Annotated in this window: 21 protein-coding genes and 1 tRNA gene; 6 read left to right on the top strand and 16 right to left on the bottom strand. The window is 62.7% G+C overall.

Annotation, left to right across the window (positions count from 1 at the left end; genetic code table 11):
• The first annotated feature begins 27 nt into the window (after positions 1-27).
• Together G502_RS0111020 and G502_RS0111025 are read left to right on the top strand one after the other, a co-directional pair.
• The gene (locus tag G502_RS0111020; RefSeq protein ID WP_022728723.1) at positions 28-564 is read left to right on the top strand and encodes a TRAP transporter small permease; all 537 of its coding nucleotides are present in this window, start codon (positions 28-30) and stop codon (positions 562-564) included.
• Positions 561-1,868, top strand: a complete 1,308-nt coding sequence (locus G502_RS0111025; RefSeq protein ID WP_022728724.1) for a TRAP transporter large permease — start codon at positions 561-563, stop codon at positions 1,866-1,868. Before G502_RS0111020 ends, G502_RS0111025 begins: the two co-directional genes overlap by 4 nt.
• Positions 1,869-1,903: 35 nt before the next feature.
• Here G502_RS0111025 and G502_RS0111030 read toward each other — a convergent pair whose 3' ends face one another.
• From G502_RS0111030 to G502_RS0111040, 3 genes are read right to left on the bottom strand one after another with little or no spacing between them, the layout of a single operon-like run.
• Positions 1,904-2,929 (bottom strand): Abi family protein, encoded by a 1,026-nt coding sequence (locus tag G502_RS0111030; protein WP_081649772.1) that lies wholly within the window; start codon positions 2,927-2,929, stop codon positions 1,904-1,906.
• 25 nt (positions 2,930-2,954) lie between these two features.
• Entirely contained in the window at positions 2,955-5,735 is a 2,781-nt protein-coding gene (gene polA / locus G502_RS0111035; RefSeq protein WP_022728726.1) for a DNA polymerase I, read from the bottom strand.
• Between the two features lie 43 nt (positions 5,736-5,778).
• Entirely contained in the window at positions 5,779-5,967 is a 189-nt protein-coding gene (locus G502_RS0111040; protein WP_026989361.1) for a zinc-finger domain-containing protein, read from the bottom strand.
• A gap of 138 nt (positions 5,968-6,105) precedes the next feature.
• On the opposite strand from G502_RS0111040, the gene G502_RS0111045 reads away from it, so the two are divergent.
• From G502_RS0111045 to G502_RS0111055, 3 genes are all read left to right on the top strand, one after another.
• Positions 6,106-7,098, top strand: a complete 993-nt coding sequence (locus tag G502_RS0111045) for an ABC transporter ATP-binding protein (protein WP_022728728.1) — start codon at positions 6,106-6,108, stop codon at positions 7,096-7,098.
• A gap of 39 nt (positions 7,099-7,137) precedes the next feature.
• The gene (locus tag G502_RS0111050; protein ID WP_026989362.1) at positions 7,138-8,157 is read left to right on the top strand and encodes an alpha/beta hydrolase; all 1,020 of its coding nucleotides are present in this window, start codon (positions 7,138-7,140) and stop codon (positions 8,155-8,157) included.
• 72 nt (positions 8,158-8,229) lie between these two features.
• Positions 8,230-8,306: transfer RNA gene (locus tag G502_RS0111055), tRNA-Arg, on the top strand.
• Between the two features lie 169 nt (positions 8,307-8,475).
• On the opposite strand, the gene G502_RS0111060 is transcribed toward G502_RS0111055, so the two are convergent.
• The 7 genes from G502_RS0111060 to G502_RS19810 form a co-directional block, all read right to left on the bottom strand.
• The gene (locus G502_RS0111060) at positions 8,476-9,495 is read right to left on the bottom strand and encodes a nucleotidyltransferase family protein (RefSeq protein ID WP_022728730.1); all 1,020 of its coding nucleotides are present in this window, start codon (positions 9,493-9,495) and stop codon (positions 8,476-8,478) included.
• Between the two features lie 129 nt (positions 9,496-9,624).
• The gene (locus tag G502_RS0111065; RefSeq protein ID WP_022728731.1) at positions 9,625-10,011 is read right to left on the bottom strand and encodes a DoxX family protein; all 387 of its coding nucleotides are present in this window, start codon (positions 10,009-10,011) and stop codon (positions 9,625-9,627) included.
• A gap of 100 nt (positions 10,012-10,111) precedes the next feature.
• Positions 10,112-10,348 (bottom strand): DUF2061 domain-containing protein, encoded by a 237-nt coding sequence (locus G502_RS0111070; RefSeq protein ID WP_022728732.1) that lies wholly within the window; start codon positions 10,346-10,348, stop codon positions 10,112-10,114.
• Positions 10,349-10,577: 229 nt separating this feature from the next.
• Positions 10,578-12,461 carry a cobaltochelatase subunit CobT gene (cobT, locus tag G502_RS0111075; protein ID WP_022728733.1) on the bottom strand — a complete coding sequence of 628 codons (1,884 nt, stop codon included), beginning with the start codon at positions 12,459-12,461 and terminating at the stop codon, positions 10,578-10,580.
• A gap of 24 nt (positions 12,462-12,485) precedes the next feature.
• A complete protein-coding gene (gene cobS, locus G502_RS0111080; protein WP_022728734.1) occupies positions 12,486-13,487 on the bottom strand; it encodes a cobaltochelatase subunit CobS in 1,002 nt (333 codons plus the stop codon).
• A gap of 54 nt (positions 13,488-13,541) precedes the next feature.
• Positions 13,542-14,141 carry a J domain-containing protein gene (locus G502_RS19805; protein WP_245560754.1) on the bottom strand — a complete coding sequence of 200 codons (600 nt, stop codon included), beginning with the start codon at positions 14,139-14,141 and terminating at the stop codon, positions 13,542-13,544.
• A 67-nt stretch (positions 14,142-14,208) separates the two neighbouring features.
• Positions 14,209-15,135 (bottom strand): DMT family transporter, encoded by a 927-nt coding sequence (locus tag G502_RS19810; protein WP_022728736.1) that lies wholly within the window; start codon positions 15,133-15,135, stop codon positions 14,209-14,211.
• A gap of 109 nt (positions 15,136-15,244) precedes the next feature.
• On the opposite strand from G502_RS19810, the gene G502_RS0111095 reads away from it, so the two are divergent.
• On the top strand, positions 15,245-15,559 hold the full coding sequence (locus tag G502_RS0111095) for a BolA family protein (RefSeq protein ID WP_022728737.1): 315 nt from the start codon (positions 15,245-15,247) through the stop codon (positions 15,557-15,559).
• Between the two features lie 99 nt (positions 15,560-15,658).
• On the opposite strand, the gene G502_RS22830 is transcribed toward G502_RS0111095, so the two are convergent.
• The 6 genes from G502_RS22830 to G502_RS0111125 form a co-directional block, all read right to left on the bottom strand.
• Complete coding sequence (locus G502_RS22830) at positions 15,659-16,342, bottom strand: CsgG/HfaB family protein (protein WP_022728738.1); 684 nt, start codon at positions 16,340-16,342, stop codon at positions 15,659-15,661.
• A gap of 134 nt (positions 16,343-16,476) precedes the next feature.
• The gene (locus G502_RS0111105) at positions 16,477-17,022 is read right to left on the bottom strand and encodes a DUF2889 domain-containing protein (protein ID WP_022728739.1); all 546 of its coding nucleotides are present in this window, start codon (positions 17,020-17,022) and stop codon (positions 16,477-16,479) included.
• A 92-nt stretch (positions 17,023-17,114) separates the two neighbouring features.
• Positions 17,115-17,564, bottom strand: a complete 450-nt coding sequence (locus G502_RS0111110) for a CBS domain-containing protein (RefSeq protein WP_022728740.1) — start codon at positions 17,562-17,564, stop codon at positions 17,115-17,117.
• A gap of 136 nt (positions 17,565-17,700) precedes the next feature.
• On the bottom strand, positions 17,701-18,999 hold the full coding sequence (locus G502_RS0111115) for an HlyC/CorC family transporter (RefSeq protein ID WP_022728741.1): 1,299 nt from the start codon (positions 18,997-18,999) through the stop codon (positions 17,701-17,703).
• Between the two features lie 44 nt (positions 19,000-19,043).
• Positions 19,044-20,177, bottom strand: coding sequence for a 3-dehydroquinate synthase (gene aroB / locus G502_RS0111120; RefSeq protein WP_022728742.1), 1,134 nt, complete (start codon positions 20,175-20,177; stop codon positions 19,044-19,046).
• The gene (locus G502_RS0111125; RefSeq protein ID WP_022728743.1) at positions 20,164-20,757 is read right to left on the bottom strand and encodes a shikimate kinase; all 594 of its coding nucleotides are present in this window, start codon (positions 20,755-20,757) and stop codon (positions 20,164-20,166) included. Before G502_RS0111125 ends, aroB begins: the two co-directional genes overlap by 14 nt.
• Positions 20,758-20,775: the final 18 nt, after the last annotated feature.

The following is a 20,775-nucleotide window of genomic DNA, read 5'->3' on the forward strand; positions in this document are numbered from 1 at the left end:
CAGCTCGGTGAGGGCTGAAGGTCATTCATGAGTGACATAGAGGAAGAAGGCCAGGCCGCGGTGCCGGTTGAGGAACCGCGCATTCCCATTACAACGGAACGCGCCCTGGGGGCAGTGGCCATGGCGCTGATCTGCCTGATCAGCTTCGCCAATGTGGTTGTGCGTTACGTCACCGACTTTTCCTTTGCCTTTACCGAGGAATACTCGACCTTCCTGATGGTCTTCATGACCTTTGTCGGGGCCGCCCTGGCCTCGGCCGGCAATAATCACATCCGGATTGCAGTGATCGTGAACCGTCTGCCACCGGCCGGGCGCATCTTCTGCGAGATGCTGTCCGTGGTGGCGACCACGCTGATGTTCTCGCTGGTCATCTATTACGGTGGCCTGCTGGCATGGTTCGAATTCCAGTGGGGTGAAACCTCGCCGGGTCTCGGCTATCCACGCTGGATCTACACGATCTGGGCGCCCATGATTTCCATTGTCGTCATCCTGCGCGCCTGGGGCTTCGCCCTGCGCTACCTGCGTGCCGAGCGCAGAGCCCGGTTGGAGGGGACGGCATCGTGATAGCCCCCGAGTTCCTGCTGATCGGCGTCTTCCTTGTGCTGTTGCTCGCCGGGGTTCCGGTTGCGATCGTGCTCGGCCTGTCGGGTGCGGCGGGAATCCTTGTGGGGCTGGGGCCCACGTCCCTGGAGATGATCGGCACCAACGTCTACAACGGCATCGCCAAGTATCCCCTGATCGCCATACCGCTGTTCATCCTGACCGGCCTGGCGTTCGAGCGCTCTGGCGTGGCGGAGCGCCTGGTTCGCTTCGCCTCGGCCCTGGTGGGACCGCGACGCGGCGGCCTGGCGGTCGTGGCGGTCCTGGTCAGCCTGATCATGGGCGGCATGTCCGGCTCGGGCCCCGCCGATGCGGCCGCGGTGGCCACGGTGATGATCCCGGCCATGGCGCGCGCCGGCTATCCCCGCGCCTTCTCGGCCGGGCTGATCGCGGCCTCCTCGTCCACCGCCATCATCATTCCGCCGTCCATCGCGCTCATCATCTATACCGTCATGGTCCCGGGCACCGACCTGCGTGCGCTCTTTGCGGCCGGAATCATTCCGGGCATCCTCTGTGGCCTGGCGATCATCCTGCCGGCCGTCTGGCTGAGCTATCGCCACCAGTTCGGCTCGGCTGAGGCCGCCGAGGAGCGGCCGCCGCTTGGGCGCAGTTTCATGGATGCCCTGCCGGGGCTCCTGGCGCCGGTGATCATCCTGGGCGGACTGCGCATCGGCCTGTTCACGCCGACCGAGGCCGCTGCCGTGGCGGCGGTCTATGGACTGGGGGTCGGGACCCTGCTCTACCGTACGCTGGGCTGGCGCGAGGTCTACCGCATCCTGGCCGATGGGGCCGAGATCACGGCCGTGGTCATGATCATCATCTCCTTTGCCGGGCTCTTCGCCTGGGCGGGCAGCACGCTGGGCGTCTTCAACGCGGCGGCCCAGGGCCTGCTGTCGATTTCCGACGAGGCCTGGGTGGTGCTGGGCCTGATCATGATCTTCCTGCTGCTGGCCGGCATGGTGCTGGACGGCGTCTCGATCTATCTGATCACGCTGCCGCTGCTGATGCCCATCGTGCACGCCTTCGAGTGGAACATCGTCTGGTTCGGCATCCTGATGGCCATGAACATCGCCATCGGTCAGTTCACGCCGCCCATCGCCGTCAACCTGATGGTGACCACGCGGATTGCCGGGGTGGGCATGGAGGACACCATGAAATGGGTGGCCTGGATGCTGTTGTCGATGACCGGGATCCTGCTGCTGGTCGCCATATTCCCCGACATCGCCCTCTGGCTGCCTGAAGTTCTGGAGTTCCGCACGGGGCGGTAGGGCGGATTTCCCCTGGACGTGTTTGCCCTGAGAAATCAACGATGGTCATCAGGCCAGGGTTGCCTCGAAGTCCAGTTTTCAGGAAAACCCATGAACCTTGGATCAAGTGATGTCGGTCGACTGTCCAGCAGTTCGCGCAACTGGGATTTCCATCCTTCTCCGTTGCCTGGATCAATCTTCTTCAGAATAGCCGCGAGGACCACCAGCCGTGAATAGCAGGTGGTATTGTCTGCCAAGTCTTCCTCGTAAGCCTTGGCCTTCTTGGGCATATCCACACGCATCTCGGCATTCCATAAACGCCCATGGTGCGCGCAGATATTCCTGAGCGTTGAAAGGCAACGAAACCAGGAAACACAGATGCTTTCATCAAAGCCGAACTCCGAGGCTATCTCTTTGCGATAAGCTCGATGAAGGTCTGCATACCATCGTGAGATTTCGCCGAAGGTGGAGGCCTCAGTCAGACACCAGATAGCCGGAAGATAGGGCGTCTCATATTCTGTTTTGTAATGTGTGATAGAGAGGTGTTTTCCATTCTCTCCCTTTCGCCGGATACGAGTTACAGCTTCCTTGTTCTCGAAAAAGGTCTCTTCGTAATAGAAGTGTGGACCGCCATGAGAACCCATGACGTTGATGAGAGAGGCGCGTAATGCGACCTCGACGCGTTCAATAGCATCCAGGCACAGCAGCCTGAGTTTTCTATCGAAGTTATAGGTTTCGACCACCTTCTCGAAGGTTGTGCCGGGACGAAAGTTCTTTGAAGCTGTCTCGAACGGCCTCATGTAGATTTTCAGCCGATAGTATCCGATATATGTCAGGCAGCGTTTGGCCTGTTGTTCATGCTTGAATTCGAGTCCCTTGTCCTGAAGGAATGAGATCAACTCGTTCGTCGAAAGGACCGGCTTTGCAAATGTTCGCTGAGACATATCCTTGGGTATAGCTTCCAAGCAAAAATAAACCCCCTGGTGCGCATCGTTGAGAGGCGTGGGGGTTCTGATCATCAACATATTTGCTCTTTCCATTCCGGAAAGCAACGAAAATTTCAGTTTCTTCAGGTCATTCAAATTCCATCAACAGGCTCCGCCCGCCTTAGTGCGCCTCGGCCCAGGAAGGGCCGTGGCCGGCTTCGGCGACCAGCGGGACGGAGAGTTCCACCACGGGGTCGCAGGCCTTCTCCATGATCTCGGTCACGACCTTCGTGGTCGTCTCCAATTCCGCGTCCGGGACCTCGAAGAGCAGTTCGTCGTGCACCTGCAGGACCAGGCGCGCCTTCAGCTTCTCGGCCTCGAGGGCCGGTTGGACGCGGATCATGGCGCGCTTGATGATGTCGGCCGCCGTGCCCTGGATGGGGGCGTTGATGGCGGCGCGTTCGCCGAAGCTGCGCCGGGCCGGGTTCTTGTCCTTGAGCGCCGGGACGTGGATGCGCCGGCCGAACAGGGTGGAGACGTATCCCTGATCGCGCGCCAGCTTCTTCATGCTGTCCATGTAGGCGCGGATGTTGGGGTACTGCTTGAAATAGGCCTCGATGTAGCTCTTGGCCTCGGACTGGGCGATGCCCAGGTTGTTGGCCAGCCCGAAGGGCGAGATGCCGTAGATGATACCGAAATTGATGGCCTTGGCGCGCCGTCGGGTGGCCGGGTCCATGTCCTGGAGCGGTACGCCGAAAACCTGGCTGGCGGTCATGGCGTGAATGTCCTGGCCATCTGCGAAGGCCTGGCGCAGGGACTCCTCCTCTGCGATGTGGGCGGTCAGCCTGAGCTCGATCTGGCTGTAGTCCACGGCCAGAAGGGTATGCCCCTCTTCGGCCACGAAGGCTTCCCGGATCTTGCGTCCCTCTTCGGTGCGGATGGGGATGTTCTGCAGGTTCGGGTCGTTGGAGGACAGCCGGCCCGTGGAGGCCACGGCCTGGCTGAAGCTGGTGTGCACGCGCCCGGTCTTCTCATTGATCTGGCTCTGAAGCGCGTCGGTGTAGGTGGATTTCAGCTTCGAAAGCTGGCGCCAGTCCAGCACCCGGGCGGGCAGGTCATGGCCCTGGTTGGCCAGGCCTTCCAGGATGTCGGCACCTGTGGAATAGCTGCCCGACTTGCCGCGCTTGCCGCCGCCGTCCAGTCCCAGTTCGTCGAAGAGGATCTCGCCCAGCTGCTTGGGGCTGCCAATGGTAAAGCGCCGCCCGGCCAGCTTGTAGATCTCCTCCTCCAGCGTTTCGATGCGCTGGGCGAAGTCGTTGGACAGTCGGCGCAGGCGGTCGCGATCGACCTTGATGCCCACCAGTTCCATCTCGCAGAGCACATCCACCAGAGGACGTTCAAGCCTTTCGTAGACGGTGGTGAGTTTCTCCGGCACCAGGCGCGGTTTGAGCGCCTCCCAGAGGCGAAGCGTGATGTCGGCGTCCTCGGCGGCGTAGTCCAGCGCCTTGTCCAGCGGCACCAGGTCGAAGGTGACCTGGGACTTTCCGCTGCCTGCGACTTCCTTGTAAGGGATGGTCTGGTGGCCCAGGTGCAGTTCGGCCAATTCGTCCATGCCGTGCCCGTGCAGGCCGCCCTCCAGGACATAGGACAGCAGCATGGTGTCGTCGAAGGGCGTCAGGCGGATGCCGTAGTTGGATAGCACCCGCATGTCATACTTCAGGTTCTGGCCGATCTTGAGGACGGAATCGTCTTCCAGAAGGTCCTTCAGCGCCGCCAGGGCCGTGTCGAAATCGACCTGCTCCGGCCCCTCGTCCTGTTGGTCGAAGTCCAGGCCCTCCGCCTTGGGATTGCGGTGTGCCAACGGGATGTAGCAGCCGCTTTCGGCCTCCAGCGACAGGCTGACGCCCACCAGGTGCGCCTGTTGCGGATCCAGGGAGGTGGTTTCGGTGTCCACCGCCAGCCAGCCCTGCTCGCGCGCCCGTGCGATCCAGTCCTCCAGCTCCGAGAGTTTGGTCACCAAGCTGTAGCCGGTGGGTTCCTTGCGCTCCCGTGCCGGTTCCGGTGCCTCGCCCAGAAGGTCGCTCAGGCGGTTTATGATCGAGCGGAATTCGTACTTCTCGAGGAAGGAACGCAGCTCGTCGGGATCGGGCTCGTCCTTGACGAAGTCCTTGATTTCGTAGTCCAGCGGCACTTCGGCGTCCAGTTGGACCAGCTGGCGCGAAATGCGCGCCTGCTCGGCATTCTCGATCAGGCGTTCTCGGCGCTTGGGCTGCTTGATCTCCTCGGCGCGGGACAGCAGGGTCTCCACATCGCCGTAGGTGCCGATCAATTCGGCGGCCGTCTTCAGCCCGATCCCCGGCACGCCGGGAATGTTGTCCACGGAATCGCCAGCCAGGGCCTGGACCTCGACCACCTTGTCCGGGGCCACACCGAACTTCTCCTGGACCTGGTCGGGACCGATGGGCGTGTTCTTGATGGGGTCCAGCATGTCAACGCCATCGGTGACCAACTGCATCAGGTCTTTGTCCGAGGAGACGATGGTCACGTGGATGCCGGCCTCGCGCCCGCGGCGGGCCAGCGTGGCGATGATGTCGTCGGCCTCGTAGTTCTCGAGCTCAAGGCAGGGCAGGCCGAAGGCCTTGGTGGCCTCGCGGATGATGGGGAACTGCGGAATCAGGTCCTCCGGCGGTTCCGGACGGTTGGCCTTGTAGTCGTCGTAGATATCGTTGCGAAAGGAGCGCTTGCCTGCGTCGAACACCACCAGCAGGCCGTCGGCCTCGTTTTCCCGCATCAGCTTCATCAGCATGTTGGTGAAGCCATAGGCCGCCCCTGTGGGCGTGCCGTCGGCGGCGGACATCTGGGTCTTCAGGCCGAAGTAGGCGCGGAAGATATAGCCGGAGCCGTCCACGACGTAGAGGTGCTTCACGCCGTTGGCGGCGGCCTTGCCCGTGCTTTCGCTCATGCTGCGCCTGCCTTGCGGGAGGGGTTACGAGGCCTGGCGCGGCTCAATGACCGTCGCCGGCCGCCTTGCGGCCTTCTTCGGACAGAACGAAGTGACGCCCGCAGTAGGGACAGTCGATTTCGCCCTGGCCCTCCATGTTCAGCCAGACCCGCGGATGGCCCAGCGGTCCGCCGCCGCCATCGCAGGCCACGGTTTCTTCGTCCACGTAGTGCGTGTCATCTATTGCAGTCATTGCGCGGTTATCCTTGCTGATCCCCGTGGTTGGGCTGGTCCCCGTTGTTCGGGCGCAGATGATACCTGCTGAGCGGGCCGGATCAATGTCCATCGCTCACTTGCATGCGCATGCGCGTCGAATTAGTTAAGGTCGATCATGTCAAAGCTCCAGCAAACAAACGCCGCCGCGCCGTCCGCACCGGATCGCGCAGCGTTACCCGAGGCTGCCGTATCCGTCGAAGGACTCGGCAAGGTCTATCGTGGCGATTCGCGCATGCCCGAGAAGGTGGCCCTGAAAGAGGTCGACCTGGACATTCCGCGCGGATCCCTGTTCGGACTGCTGGGGCCGAACGGTGCCGGCAAGTCCACCCTGATCAACATCCTGGCGGGGCTGGTGACCAAGACTCATGGCACGGCCAGGATCTGGGGCTATGACATCGACCGGGACACGCGCATGGCGCGGGCTTCCATTGGCGTGGTGCCTCAGGAACTCAATATCGATCCCTTCTTCACGCCTTTCGAGCTGCTCGAGCTGCAGGCCGGACTTTACGGCGTGCCGCCGGGCGAGCGGCGCACCATGGAAATCCTGGATATGCTGGGATTGGCGGACAAGGCCAAGGCCTATACCCGAACCCTGTCCGGGGGCATGCGCCGGCGCCTGATGGTGGCCAAGGCCATGGTGCACGACCCGCCGATCCTGGTACTGGACGAACCGACGGCGGGGGTGGACATCGAACTTCGCCAGCAGCTCTGGACCCAGGTGAAGGCATTGAACGATGCGGGCACCACGGTCCTTCTGACCACCCACTACCTGGAGGAGGCAGAACAGCTCTGCGATACCATCGCGATCATCAATGACGGCGAGGTCATTGCCTGCGAGTCGACGGAGAAGCTGCTGAAACGCCTGGACAACAAGGAGCTGAGCCTGACGGTTTCCGAAGACCTGACGGAAGTGCCCGAGGCGTTGCGCTCCTTCGGGCCCGAACTGGTGGGCGGCCATCGCCTGATCTTTCGCTATCGCGCAAGCGAAAGCCCCGTGGCCGACCTTCTGAGCGCGATCAATGCCTCAAAGCTGAGCGTGGTCGATCTGCGCACCGAGGAAGCGGACCTGGAAGACATATTTCTCCAATTGACACGGAAAAAGAATTAGGCTGAATCCGATGTTCTTCATGCACATTGGAATGCAACCTTGTCCAGGCACGCTTTCTCATCCGTCCTCCTGATCGCAGTGGTGGCCATGCTGTTGTCCGCTTGTGCGCCGCGCAATGCCCCGTCCGGGCCCGGGGATGCCGAGCCCGAGATCATGATCGAGACGGAGGCGACGCGCGGAGCGTTCATCACGCAGGACGGACTGGAATTGCCGCTGCGCGCCTGGCTGCCCGCTGACGGAAAGCGGCCGTCAGCGATCATCCTGGCCGTTCACGGCTTCAACGACTATTCCCATGCTTTCGAGGAAGCGGGACAGAGTTTCGCCGAGCAGGGCATTGCCGTCTATGCCTATGACCAGCGTGGGTTCGGCGATGCCCCGCACCGTGGCCTCTGGCCGGGCAAGGAGGTTCTGGCCGAGGACTTGCGCACGGCCGCCAATCTGTTGCGCAAGAGAAATCCGGGGGTTCCTCTGCATGTCCTGGGCGAGTCCATGGGGGGTGCCGTCGCCGTGGTGGCGGCCACGACGGAAGCCGGCCTGCCGGTGGACAGCCTGGTGCTGTCGGCGCCAGCGGTCTGGGCCCGCAGCACGCAGCCCTGGTACCAGCGCGTGGCTCTCTGGGCCGCCGTTCGGACTGTGCCCTGGTTCAAACCCTCCGGTGCCGGTCTGCAACGCCAGGCCTCGGACAACATCGAGATGCTGCGCGAGTTGGGGCGCGATCCTCTGGTGCTCAAGCGCTCGCGCGTCGATGCCATCTATGGGCTGGTGAACCTGATGGACGCAGCCCTGGCGGCCGGATCGAATCTGGAGACACCGACCCTGGTGCTGTACGGCAAGAAGGACGAGATCGTCCCGCGCAAGCCGGTCGATCGCTTCTGGGAGGCTTTGCCCAACAGAGAGGGCCACCGCTACGCGCTTTACGAGGACGGCTGGCACCTGCTGCTCCGCGACCTGCAAGCCGATGTGGTGATCTCGGACATCGCGGCCTGGGTGGAGGAGGAAGACAGGGGGCGCCTGCCCTCCTCGGCCGAAGTATTGACCAAGCAGGCACCGGCGTCCTGAAGCGCCATGCCCTCTTGTTCTTTGGCGGAGGCTTGGGTAGTGTCGCGCCCGATAACGGCGTTGCCCGTTCGCGGGCCCGTAGCTCAGCTGGATAGAGCGCTTCCCTCCGGAGGAAGAGGTCTGGGGTTCGAATCCCTACGGGCCCGCCATTTTTCCTTATTTTTCAGTAAGTTATGAAGAAATGAACTTCCGTTCCTTCCGAAAGGAAGGTGCTATGGTAGCGAGTCCTATATGTCCATACCGGACACATGGTTTACAGTTCCATGAGGGCGGCCGGCGCAGACTTTTGCTGCGCCAGATAGGAACCTTGTCAGCGTGTTAAACCAAGGCTGATAGTCGTTCTGCCGTCTCAGGCATACGTTTCAAACTTGACTTGATTCGGTCTCGCCAACGCGGACCACGCGATAGCGCGTCTTCATAGGCTTCTGCGAGTTCGTCTGGACGGTCCTCGAAAAGAACCGCCACAAGGAACTCGGCTTGGGCCCGGTCCTTTCGGGACTTCCACTGATTGGGCCCGCTGCGGCGCCGATCGGCCACGATCAGCTTGTGAATCGCGAAACGCTCGGGCCGGGGCACCTGGACAAGAACGCCGGAGCGGTAGAGAGCAACCGCATGGATCGGGTCCGCGATCAGAAAGTTCAGGTAGTTCAGGGCCTGGGCACTTACCCCCAAAGCAGGTAGCGGCTTAACCTTTTCGTCGCCGAAGGCCGGCGTCAGGAACTCGACCATTGCTTCCGAGTGGCTCTGTCGCCATTTCCAAACCTGTCGATCGTTTATACCGGGAACCGGGTCGAACTTGAGCAACTTGAGGATCTCGGCAGGGTTCTCTTCGACCTTGTCTTCCAATACAACCGAGAGCCGTTCGAAACTGGCGAAATCAATGTCACCGGTTTGGGCCAATTCCTCATAATCCATGCGCACCCCGAGCTCGCCCTGGTAGAGGCTGTAGGCCGATGTTCCCACGAGGGTGCCACCAAGCCGGAACATTCCTGCTCGAGAAAAGGCGAGAAGTATCGAACCAGTCTCCCGGTCCGTCGTTATGAAACCTTCGGCCCGGAGCGTCTTGGCGAGCCTGGTCATCCGCTTTCGTCGGGCTTCCTTGTCAGTTTTCAGCGTTTCCGCGCGTTCCAAGCGCGCCCGCAGCTCCGGTTTGTCTTCTCCCAGGTACCGGCTCATCATCTCGGTGCCGATCCGGAAGCGCTCGTAGAGATAGGTTCGACCGTTACGTTGCCGCTCCTCAATGGTGCCCACCAGGTTTGAAGCCCTTTCGTCGAGATGGAGACGGAGCAGGTCCTGGTAGGCCACCACCGCCGGACGACTGTGCGCAGAAATTTCCATGTCTCGCCGCTTCTTGCTTTGTGTGCATCAATCTAGAGTTTGATGCACACAAAGGTTTTGTGCATCAAAAAAATTACTGATGCGTACAAATCTTTCCGGACGACAGGCTGTCTCGACTGTGGGTGTAATTCAGTGCTTGCGCAGGGCGTCGAGACTCCAGGGGCCCGGGCCCGCGAAGACGAGGTAGAGGAAGATGAAGCAGTAGAGGATGGCGGCATCGCCACCGTTGTTGACAGGGAAGGCGCTCTGGGGTGCATGCGCGAGCCAGTAGGCGAAGGCCATGAGGCCCGAGGCCAGGAAGGCGGCAGGGCGCGTGAAAAGCCCCACCACCAGGAGAGCACCGCAGAACAGCTCGATGGTGCCGGCAATCCACGAGAGGGTGAAGGGGGCGGGGGAACCGTCGCTGGGCGGAAAACCCAACAGCTTTTGGGTGCCGTGCGCCAGGAAGATGAGCGCCGCCATAATCCGTAGGATGCTGAGCATGCGCGGGGCCCAGGTGTTCAGGCTATTGCTCATGATGTCTCTCCCTGGAAGGCAAACCTATTCTGGCAGCATAGCCTATCGGAAAGACTTTAGCTTTGGGAAGATGTCCTTGTTTGTCGCCAGACTGGAGGCCTCATGCAGGTGCACGGTTATGGTGGTTGGCAGGGCTTTCCTCTTGCGCCTCCCGGCGGCTGCCCAGGCGTTTCCAGACGCGCTCGTGGAAGAAGTAGAGGACGGTGTTGGCCAGGGGCTCGATGAGCGCGATGCCGCTGGCGATCGCGAAAGAGCCGGTCAGCGCGAACGCGATGCTGAAGCCCACCAGGATATGGAAGAAGCCGTAGCTGAGTGTCTTGGCAAGATCGCGTTTCATGGGTGTCACCTTGGACTCTCCTTTATTCCTTAGAATGATTATAAGAACGATTTGCAAATAATCAAGGGATTTCAGGCCAGCCCGGTGAAGAAAGTTGTTCATGGGGGAACGATATTGTTGGGCGCGGCGGGTGTGCAGCGCCCCCGGTTCCGCGGGCTGTCGGGACAGTCGACTCTCGGCCCCATTCAATCGGCCGAACAGTCTTGTTTCGCGAAGAGGACTGGCCGGATCAGCCGGCGCGGCGTTTCTGGGCCTGGCGCATGCGGGCCTCCTGGACCTCGGGCTCGTCGAAGAGCTCGGCCAGCCGTTCCAGCATGATGCCGCCCAGCTGCTCGGCATCGACAATGGTAACCGCCCGCTTGTAGTAGCGCGTGACATCGTGGCCGATGCCGATGGCCGTCAGCTGCACGGGACTGCGGGTCTCGATGTACTCGATGACCTCGCGCAGGTGCTTTTCCAGGTAGTTGCCGGGGTTGACCGACAGGGTGGAATCATCGACCGGGGCTCCGTCCGAGATCACCATCAGGACGCGCCGGGCTTCGGGCCGGGCGATCAGACGGTTGTGCGCCCAAAGCAGGGCCTCGCCGTCGATGTTCTCCTTCAGGATGCCTTCGCGCAGCATCAGGCCCAGGTTCTTGCGCGAACGGCGCCAGGGATCGTCGGCAGCCTTGTAGACGATATGGCGCAGGTCGTTGAGGCGCCCGGGCAGGGGCGGCTTGCCGGCAGACACCCAGCGCTCGCGCGCCTGGCCACCCTTCCACATGCGGGTGGTGAAGCCCAGCACCTCGACCTTCACGCCGCAACGCTCCAGCGTGCGCGCAAGGATATCCGCGCTCATGGCTGCCACAGAGATCGGCCGGCCGCGCATGGAGCCAGAGTTGTCGATCAGCAGGGTGACGACCGTGTCCCGGAAATCGGTGTCCTTCTCGTGCTTGTAGGACAGGGAGTTGGTCGGGTTGGCTATGACCCCCGCCAGCCGTGCCGTGTCCAGCAGGCCCTCTTCGAGGTTGAACTCCCAGGCCCGGGTCTGCTTGGCCATCAGGCGCCTCTGCAGGCGATTGGCCAGGCGCGCGATGACGCCCTGCAGGTGCGCCAGTTGCTGGTCGAGCAGATGGCGCAGGCGCTGCAGCTCGTCTGGATCGCAGAGCGTGGCTGCGTCCACCACCTCGTCGAATTCGGTGGTGAAAGCGCGATAGGCTTCCGCGGGTATGGAGTTGCGGCGATCGTCCCACTCGGGTGGACGGTTGGGGCTGCCAGGTTCCTCTGCTCCTTCGCCCTCATCGTCTTCACCTTCGCTTTCGACGGCTTCCTCACCCTCCTGGCCTTCGCCGCTGTCCTGCTCCTCCATCTCGCTGCTCTGACTGGAGTCGGACTCGTCGGAATCCTCTTCGCCGCCTTCGCCGCGTGTCTGGTTGTCCTCGCCGGCGTTGTCCTGGCCTTCCTGATCGCTTTCGCTCTGCTCCTCGTTGGGCTCGGGTTCGCTGCCGGCGTCCAGGTCCAGGTGCTGCAGCATCTGGCGGACCTGGCGGGCATACTCCTCCTGATCGCCAGCGGATTTCTGCAAGGCATCGATGTCACGGAAGATCTGCGGATCCAGATGGTTGCGCCAGCTTTCCACCAGTCGCTGGGCAGAGGGCGGCAGCGGCTTGTCCGCAATGGCCTCGCGGGCCATCAGGCGCAGGACTTCGGAGAGCGGGACATCGTTGTGGTCGCTGACCTGGTTCAGGCCCCGGCTACGGTAGTTTTCCTCCAGCGCCGCATCCAGGTTCAAGGTGCAGCCTGTCATGCGCCGCATGCCCAGTGCCTCGCAACGCGCCTGCTCGACGGCATCGAAAACGCTGCGCGCTTCGCTGTCGGACGGCTGCTGCGCGGCATGAACGCCGCTGTCGTGGTAGCGCAGGCGCAGGGCGATGGAGTCGGCCTCGCCGCGCACCAGGGCGACATCATCGGGCGGCAGGTCGCGTGCCGGCATGGGCAGGCGTGCCTCGTTTCCCTGCAGGCCGCGACCCGATGGCGAGAAGTTTGCCGTCAGGTCGTCGCGCTCGGCTATGGCCCGCATGGTTGCGGAGGTTACGCGCTTGAACCGCTCGATTGGGGAGTCACCCGAACTCATGCTGCTCTCCGTCCCTCAAGCCCCTCAGACCAGGGTGGCCTGAACGCCGGTTTCGGGCAGCTCCGTACCGAAGCAGCGCTGGTAGTATTCGGCCACCGTGGTGCGTTCGATCTCGTCGCACTTGTTGAGGAAGGTCACCCGGAAGGCGAAGCCAACATCCTGGAAGATCTCCGCATTCTCGGCCCAGGTGAGCACGGTGCGCGGGCTCATGACCGTGGAGATGTCGCCGTTGATGAAGCCGCTGCGGGTCAAGTCGGCTACGGCCACCATGGCACGCACGCGCTCGCGGCCTTCCTTGCTGTCATAACCGGGCAACTTGTTGAGGACGATTTCCTCCTCGGCCTCGTGCTCCAGGTAGTTGAGCGTGGCGACGATGTTCCAGCGGTCCATCTGGCCCTGGTTGATCTGCTGCGTACCGTGATAGAGCCCGGTGGTGTCGCCCAGGCCGATGGTGTTGGCCGTGGAGAACAGACGGAAGGCGGGATGCGGCCGGATGACCTTGTTCTGGTCCAGCAGGGTCAGCTTGCCTTCCACCTCGAGCACACGCTGGATCACGAACATCACGTCGGCACGGCCGGCGTCGTACTCGTCGAACACCAGGGCGGTGGGGTTCTGAAGCGCCCAGGGCAGCAGGCCTTCGCGGAACTCGGTGACCTGCTTGCCATCCTTCAGCACGATGGCATCCTTGCCGATCAGGTCGATGCGGCTGACGTGACTGTCCAGGTTGATGCGGATCGTCGGCCAGTTCAGACGGGCGGCCACCTGCTCGATATGGGTGGACTTGCCGGTGCCGTGATAGCCCTGGATCATGACGCGGCGGTTATAGGCAAAGCCGGCCAGGATGGCGAGCGTGGTGTCATGGTCAAAGCGATAGGTGGAATCGCTGTCCGGCACGTAGTCGCATTCCTGGGAAAAGGCCGGCACCATCATGTCGCTGTCGATGCCGAATGTCTGGCGCACGGAGACCTTGATGTCGGGTGCGCCCTTCGGCATTTCGCTGGCGCCGTTCTCTGTCATTTCGGACATGATACTGATATTTCCTTGGACTTTCTGTTGTGACTCAAGTTGGTGCGTGGCCCTTCAGAGATAAAGGGCCTTGAGGATACCGTAGGCCTCGTTCACGGCCTTCATGCGATTCTCGGCGACCTTGTCCCCGCCGTTGGTGTCCGGGTGCAGGCTTTTCACCAGCTCCCGATAGCGCGTGCGTATGGCCGCCCAGGTGATGGGTGCGGACAGCCCCATGGCTTCCAGGGCACGGTCCCGATCTGAGACGGGCTGGGCGTCGGCCTGCTGGTCCTGACCGCCAGCGCGGTGCCGTTGTCTCTGGCGCCGGCGCCGTCCAGCCAACTCCTCAGCCTGGGCACGTGCAGCAGCTTCAGCATCGCGCAGATCTGCAGCGCCGCTACCCACTCGCCAAGTTGGACGGTCCCAAGTGTAGGCCTTCCGGCGGTCGGCTTCAACGTCCTGGGGATCCATGTCGCGATGATAGTCCCAGGCGGCATTGTAGGCGCGCACGTGCTCCAGGCAGAACCAGAGGTATTCGTTCAGCCTGTTGCGCGAGGCAGGCGCCCTGTATTCTCCAGCCGCCCCGCAATCGGGGTGGTCGCAGACACGAGTCCTCTTGCCAGCCTGCTGCGTAGCGGTTTGCAGGCCTTCCATCCGTGGCGTGCGTGACGTCATGTCATGAGTATGAGGGGCGCTCCTGCTGCTGACAAGGTGCCCGCCGGCGCCCAATCAACGTTTGGCTTCATTTCTCTGCCGATTGGTCGCGTTTTCCCATGGTGTCCGGCTGGGCCCTGAGGTCCGCCATATTGACCAGGGCCAGCCCGGCAACGATGCCCAGCAGGCCCATCAGCAGGCTGGGCGTCAGGGCCTCGCCCAGCAGCAGGGCGGAACTGCCCACCCCCACCAGGGGCACGCCAAGAAGTCCCAGCGAGGTGGAGATGGCCGGCAGGCTGCGCGTGACGGTGATCGTCGCCCAATAGCAGAAGCCGGTGGCGATGGGACCGTTGTAGGCAATCACGACCCAGGCCTTGGTGGAGAGATCGGGTCTGTAGTCGCCTTCGAAGATCAGGGCCAGGGCTGTCAGCGGGACCAGGGCCACCATCATCTGCCAGGGGATGACCTGAAGCACTGAACTGCTCCAGCGGTGGCCGCGGACGTGCAGGATGGCGATGGCCCAGCCGACGGCTGCCAGCATCAGGATCAGATTGCCGGTCACCACATCAGGGTCGCTCCAGTCCAGCGCCAGGGGATTGAAGAGCGCGATCAGGCCGGCCAGGCCAAGAAGGAGTCCGCCCACTTTCAGGCGCGAGGGACGCTCGCCCAGGATCAGGATGGCGGCCGGCGCAACCCACAGCGGCGTGGTATAGGCCAGCACCGAGGAGCGCCCGGCCTCGACGTACTGCAGGGCGAAGTTGATGGCGCCCAGGAAGAGGGCCACCTGCAGAAGCCCCACGGTGAAGATGACCGGCAGGTCGCTGCGGCGTGGAAGGGAAATGCGACCGAGTGCGGCCAACAGCGCCAGCAGGGTCACCATGCCCAGGAAAAGGCGGCTGACCGCGAACCAGAAAGGCGGTATGCCCTCGTCCAGTCCGATCTTCATGATGGGCCAGTTGCTGCCCCAGAGCAGGATGATCGCACCGAGCAGGAGGTAGGCACCACGCAGGGACATCTTCGTACCCTCAACGCTGATAGCTTGACAGGTGGCCGGCGGGTTCCCAGCCTTGCAGGACAGCCGCCCGATGAAAGCGGCGATTGAGCGTTAACGCGGGAAAGCCCAGATGTCCATGCCCAGCGATGGTTCCACCGGTGCCGGCCAGGCGCCTTCCATGAAACAGCGGATCGCGGAGAAACTGCGTGCCGGCCTGGCGCCTCAGCGCCTGGAGGTCGTCGATGACTCCCACAAGCACGCAGGCCACTCCGGCTGGCAGCCGGGCGGCGAGACGCATTTTCGTGTGGAGGTGGTTTCGCAGGCCTTTGCGGGCGAAAGCCGTGTTGCCCGCCAGCGCCGGGTCTATGCCCTGCTGTCCGAGGAGATGTCCGAGCGTATCCACGCCCTGCAGCTCAAGACCCTGACGCCGGACGAGGATGCCTGACAGGGAAAGAGCCCTGCCGAGACCTGAACCGGTCTCGACAAGGCTCTGACAGGACCGGGCCGGAGCGTGAAGCCTGCAGCCCGGAGTTCTGTTGAATGCTTACGAGCCGAAGGAGCTCATGCGGCTGGGAAAGCCTTCCATGACTTTCGTCACCAGTTCCCGCATCTGCTCTTCCTTGCGCGGGGTAAAGGCCGCACCGGCCAGACCGCCGCCTGCAGCACCAGCCGCGCCACCGACGAGGGCGCCGGTGGTATCGTGTTCGGTAACCGCAGCCCCGGTCACGGCACCCGCAGCAGCGCCGAGGAAGGCACCCACGGCCTGGTTCATCCCATCACCTGTTGTGCCGGAGCCCGAACCGGTCCAGACAATTTCGGCTGTCTGCACGTCCACCGCCCGGGCGCTGAGGCTCATGTCCTCCCTGTAACTTGGGATGCTGATGATCATGGCGAGGTCGGTGTTCAGGATGCGGCCGATGCGGGCCGCCCCCGTCGCCGTGGTGCGCTCGCTGAGCTGGAAATCCTGCTCATCGATGATTTCACGCACGCGCTGGCGCTCGATCGGCGAATAGCCTTTGCTCATCAGGTCCTGGGTCATCATGTTGCTGACCTGGGTCCGGGCCGCCTCGTTGGCGCCCAGGCCTTCCACGGCCACGACGGCGATGCGCGAACTGTCACGGAAGTTGTAAGTCTGGTTGAAGGAACTGCTTCCTTCGGTCTGGGCACAGCCCGCGAGTACAAGTGCCGAGAATATAATCCCGATAGTGGCGAGAATCCCGTTCCTCATGTTTGCCCCCTGAAACAGAATTGATGATAGCCCGGCAGTATGAAGGGGTGAATTCCCGAGTCAAATCAAATTCCCGCCAAGGCGGTGCTCCTTAAAAGTTTCGCCCCAGCAGTGGTCAATCACGGCGTGTTGCCCTATTCCCCCGTGTATTGATCCGGCCAGAATTCCTTGACCAGCGGGCCGTCGGCCGAGAAGGCGTGGCAGCTGTTCACCAGGTCCGTACGGCGCGGTTTGCCGTCGCGGTTGGAGGGATCGCTTTTCGAGACGTAGGTCTGGTAGGCCACGGTGCCCATGGCGCCCAGCATCTCGGTGATATGGGTACAGCCACCGGCGCCGCCGACTGCCTGCCGAAGGGCCTTGCGCCAGCCGGGGCCGATCCTGGCGCCGATCAGGTTTCGGTAGTTGGGGGTTACACCCGGACAGATGGCAAAGGGCGAGGCTGTCGTGTCGGCGGCGATGTCGCGCACCACGAAGTCGTCATCCAGCGTCAGACGGACGGCCATTTCGTGCAGTGGCTCGCCCGGCTGTATGGTGCCGCGATGCTGGTTGTTGAAGGCGTAGTGCTTGGTGTCGACGATGCGCCCCTCGATATCCCAGAGGCCGTCGCTGCGGCGAAAGCCCTCGAAGTGATAGCGGCGCGTGTGCAGTGGCTCACGCTCGACGGGTGGGGGAAGCGGCATGCGATCTCTATCCTTGGCACTGCTCTACAAATGGCCAGAAGGCATAGCGCCGCCTCGGCGGTGACGCAAGACGCCGGCCGGAAAGGCCCGGCTCAGCCGCCGGTTCCGTAGCCAGTGTCGAACAGCAGGGCGTCACGCTGCTGCAGGTCCTGCTCCAGCTCCTCCTGGACCGCGGCAAAGAGGTCACGGATCGAGACGATCCCGATCAGCTTGCCCTTGTCGATCACCGGAAGGTGGCGATAACCGCGTCCGCGCATCAAAAGCAGCGCCTCCATGGCCGTTGCATTCGGAGCCAGGGTGTCCGGGTCCGGAGTCATCACCTCCTCGAGCGAGGTGGCGTCCGGGTCGAGTCCGGCGGCCACGACACGGCGCAAGAGGTCGCGTTCGGTAAAGATGCCGGCCAGTTGCTCGTCCTTCAGGATCAGGATCGCCCCGATGGAGCGTTCGTTCATGACGGCTGTGGCCGTGCGGACGGTGGTATCGGCGGAAAAGGTCGTCAGCTTCTGGCTGCTGACGATATCAGGGACAACACGGCGTTGCATGGCGCCCTCCTGTAGCATGTTCACCGGGAGGATACCCGGTCAACGCTGACATACAGTCTGGAAGCCTCGCGAAGGGTGGTCAAGCGACTTGCTTGTGACGCTTTCCTTGCCCCGAAAACGCGCTCCGCGCGTACGTTCAGTCGCGCTCGTCCTCGCTGATCTCGTCCTCGTCCTGGGGCGTGACACGCAGCAGGGTGATCTGGTTGCGCTGGCGCCCCAGGATCTCGAAACGACAGCCATGGAAGGAAAAAGCCTGACCGACATCGGGAATGCGGCGGGCCTCGTGCAGCACCAGTCCGGCGATGGTGGAGGCTTCATCGTCGGGCAGTTGCCAGTCGCATTGCCGGTTGAGGTCACGGATGGTGACCGTTCCGGCCACGATGGCCGAACCATCGCTCTGCACCTCAAGCCCTTCGATGTGCAGGTCGTGCTCGTCGCTGATGTCGCCGACGATTTCTTCCAGGATATCTTCCAGTGTAACGATGCCGCGCATCTCTCCGTATTCGTCGACGACAGTGGCAAAGTGCTCCTTGCGTGCGCGGAAGGCCTGCAACTGCGAAAGCAGGTCCGTGGATTCCGGGATGAACCAGGGGGTGCCGGCGATGGCCAGGAAATCCAGATTCTGGATTTCCGGCGCCTCGGTCTGCAGGGCCCGGAAGAGCGCCTTGACGTGCAGGACGCCGACAATGTTCTCGGGCGAATCCTTCCAGAGTGGCAGGCGGGTATAGGGGCTCTCGCGCACCTGTTCGAGCAGCTTTTCGGGCGGGTCATCGGCATTGAGTGTCAGTACGTTGCGCCGGTGGACCATGATGTCGGCAACCTCGACGTTGGCCAGGTCCAGTATGGAGCGCATCATTTCGCGCTCGTGGCGGCTTTCCTCTTCATCCGTGCCGGTGTGCAGGTCGATGGCCCCGCGCAGTTCCTCTTCCCAGCGTTCACCGGCGTGACCGGACTCCGGACCGGCACCGAGCATGCTGAGAACACGCGTGACCAGGAACTGCACCAACTGGGTAATCGGGCTGAACAGAACGACAATCACACGCATGACAGGTGCGACGGTGACCGCCGTCTTGTCGGCGTGATAGATTGAGAAGGTCTTGGGGAAGACCTCGGAGAAGATCAGCACGATGGCGGTCATGCCGAAGGTCGCATAAACCACGCCCGCTTCGCCAAAGAAGTAGATCAGGACCGAGGTGGCGAGCGCCGAAGCCAGGATGTTCACCAGGTTGTTGCCCAGCAGAATGGCACCCAGCATGCGCTCCTTGCTGTCCCAGAGCTTCAGAACCGTTTCGGCGCCCTTGTTGCCCTGGCGGGCCAGGGTGTGGATGCGTGGTCGGGAAGCCCCGGTGAGCGCGGTCTCGGAACCGGAGAAGAATCCCGAGAGCACCAGGCAGATCACGATGCCCACCAGGCTGAGAATGATGGAGGTTTCCATGGTCGAGATTGGTCCGTTGCAGAACGTCTAGTTAGAGCCGGTTATCAGCTTTGAATCACGGCGGTTTGTGAGATTTCCTCGGCCAGCAGGTGCAGGATATCCTCGGCATGCACCTCCTGTGTCAGGAAGGCCTGGCCAATGCCGCGGGCCAGCACCAGCGTCATGCGGCCGTCCGCAACCTTCTTGTCCTTGCGCATGTGGTCCAGCAGGACTTCGGGATTCCAGCAGCGCTGGGCCAGCCGCTCGAAACTTGTGGGCAGGCCAACCGCCGCCAGGTGACGGCGGACCCGGTCGGCATCCTCGGGCGGGCAGAGCCCCATCTGGGCAGAAAGTTCGAAGGCCAGAACCATGCCGATGGCCACGGCTTCGCCATGCAGCAGATCCCCATCATAGCGACATTCGGCCTCCAGCGCATGGCCGAAGGTATGTCCCAGGTTCAGCAGGGCGCGCACGCCGCCCTCGCGTTCATCGGCGGCAACGATCCGTGCCTTGCTGGCGCAGGAGTTCAGGATAGCGTGGCTGCGGGCCGCCGGGTCGCCGGCAATCAGACGACGGCCGTGCCCCTCCAGCCAGGTGAAGAAGCCTGGATCGTCGATCAGGCCGTATTTCACCACCTCGGCATAGCCGGCCAGCAGTTCGCGCCGGGACAGGCTGGTCAGGACTTCAGTGTCTGCCAGCACCAACTGGGGCTGATGGAAGCTGCCCACCAGGTTCTTGCCCTGGACCGTATTGATTCCGGTCTTGCCACCCACGGAGGAATCCACCTGGGCCAGCAGGGTGGTCGGGATCTGGATAAAGGGCGTGCCGCGCAGAAGGATTGCGGATGCAAAGCCGGTCAGGTCACCGACGACACCGCCGCCAAGGGCGATCAGGGGCGTCTTGCGCTCCACGCCGGCCTCAAGCAAGCGCTCGCAGAGTTTTTCCAGCTGGCCGAAGGATTTCGTGGCCTCGCCCGCAGGCACCACAAAGGCCTCGAAGTCGATGCCCTCGCTTTCCAGGGAGCGCTCCAGGCTGGCCAGGTGCAATTCGGCCAGCGTTTCGTCGGTGACAATCATCACCTTGCGCCGGCCAACGATTTCAGCGATGTGCCGGCCGGCCGTGGCCAGCAGTCCTTCGCCCACCAGGATATCGTAGCTGCGCTCTCCCAGCTCAACGGGCAGGCGTTCAGGCGCGTTCAAGAGGGTCCTCCTTCGTTCGGCCCACAGGCTCAAGGCTGGCGACCACTTCGTCGACCGTGGCATCTATCGGACCCTCACGGCTTTCCACCGTGATGTCGGCCTCAGCATAGACCGGATAGCGGGTCTCGATCAGCTCTGCAAGGACCTGGCGGGGGTTGCCCTTCTTCAGCAGGGGACGGTTGTCCCGTTTGGACGTGCGCCGCGCCAGAACGTCGAGCTCTGCACGAAGCCATACGGCCAGGCCGTGTTGATGGATTTCCGCCCGGGTTTCGGCGTTCATGTAGGCCCCGCCGCCCGTGGCTATCACCGCCGGCTTATCAGACCTGAGCAACCGTGCGATCACCTTGCGCTCGCCGGTGCGGAATGCCTCTTCGCCGTCGCGGGCGAAGATTTCGGGTATGCTGCAACCAGCCGCGGCCTCGATCTCGCTGTCGGCATCGATGAAGGACAGGCCGTAGCGTGTGGCCAGGCGACGGCCGACACAGGACTTGCCGGCCCCCATCAGGCCGACCAGCACGATCTTGTTGACGCCCTTCTGTTCCAGAATTTCAGGCAACCGGGGTTCCGGGCCACTGTTCATGTTCCTCTGCCTCCCGCA

The organism is Fodinicurvata sediminis DSM 21159 (assembly GCF_000420625.1).
Classification (GTDB): Bacteria; Pseudomonadota; Alphaproteobacteria; order Kiloniellales; family DSM-21159; genus Fodinicurvata; species Fodinicurvata sediminis.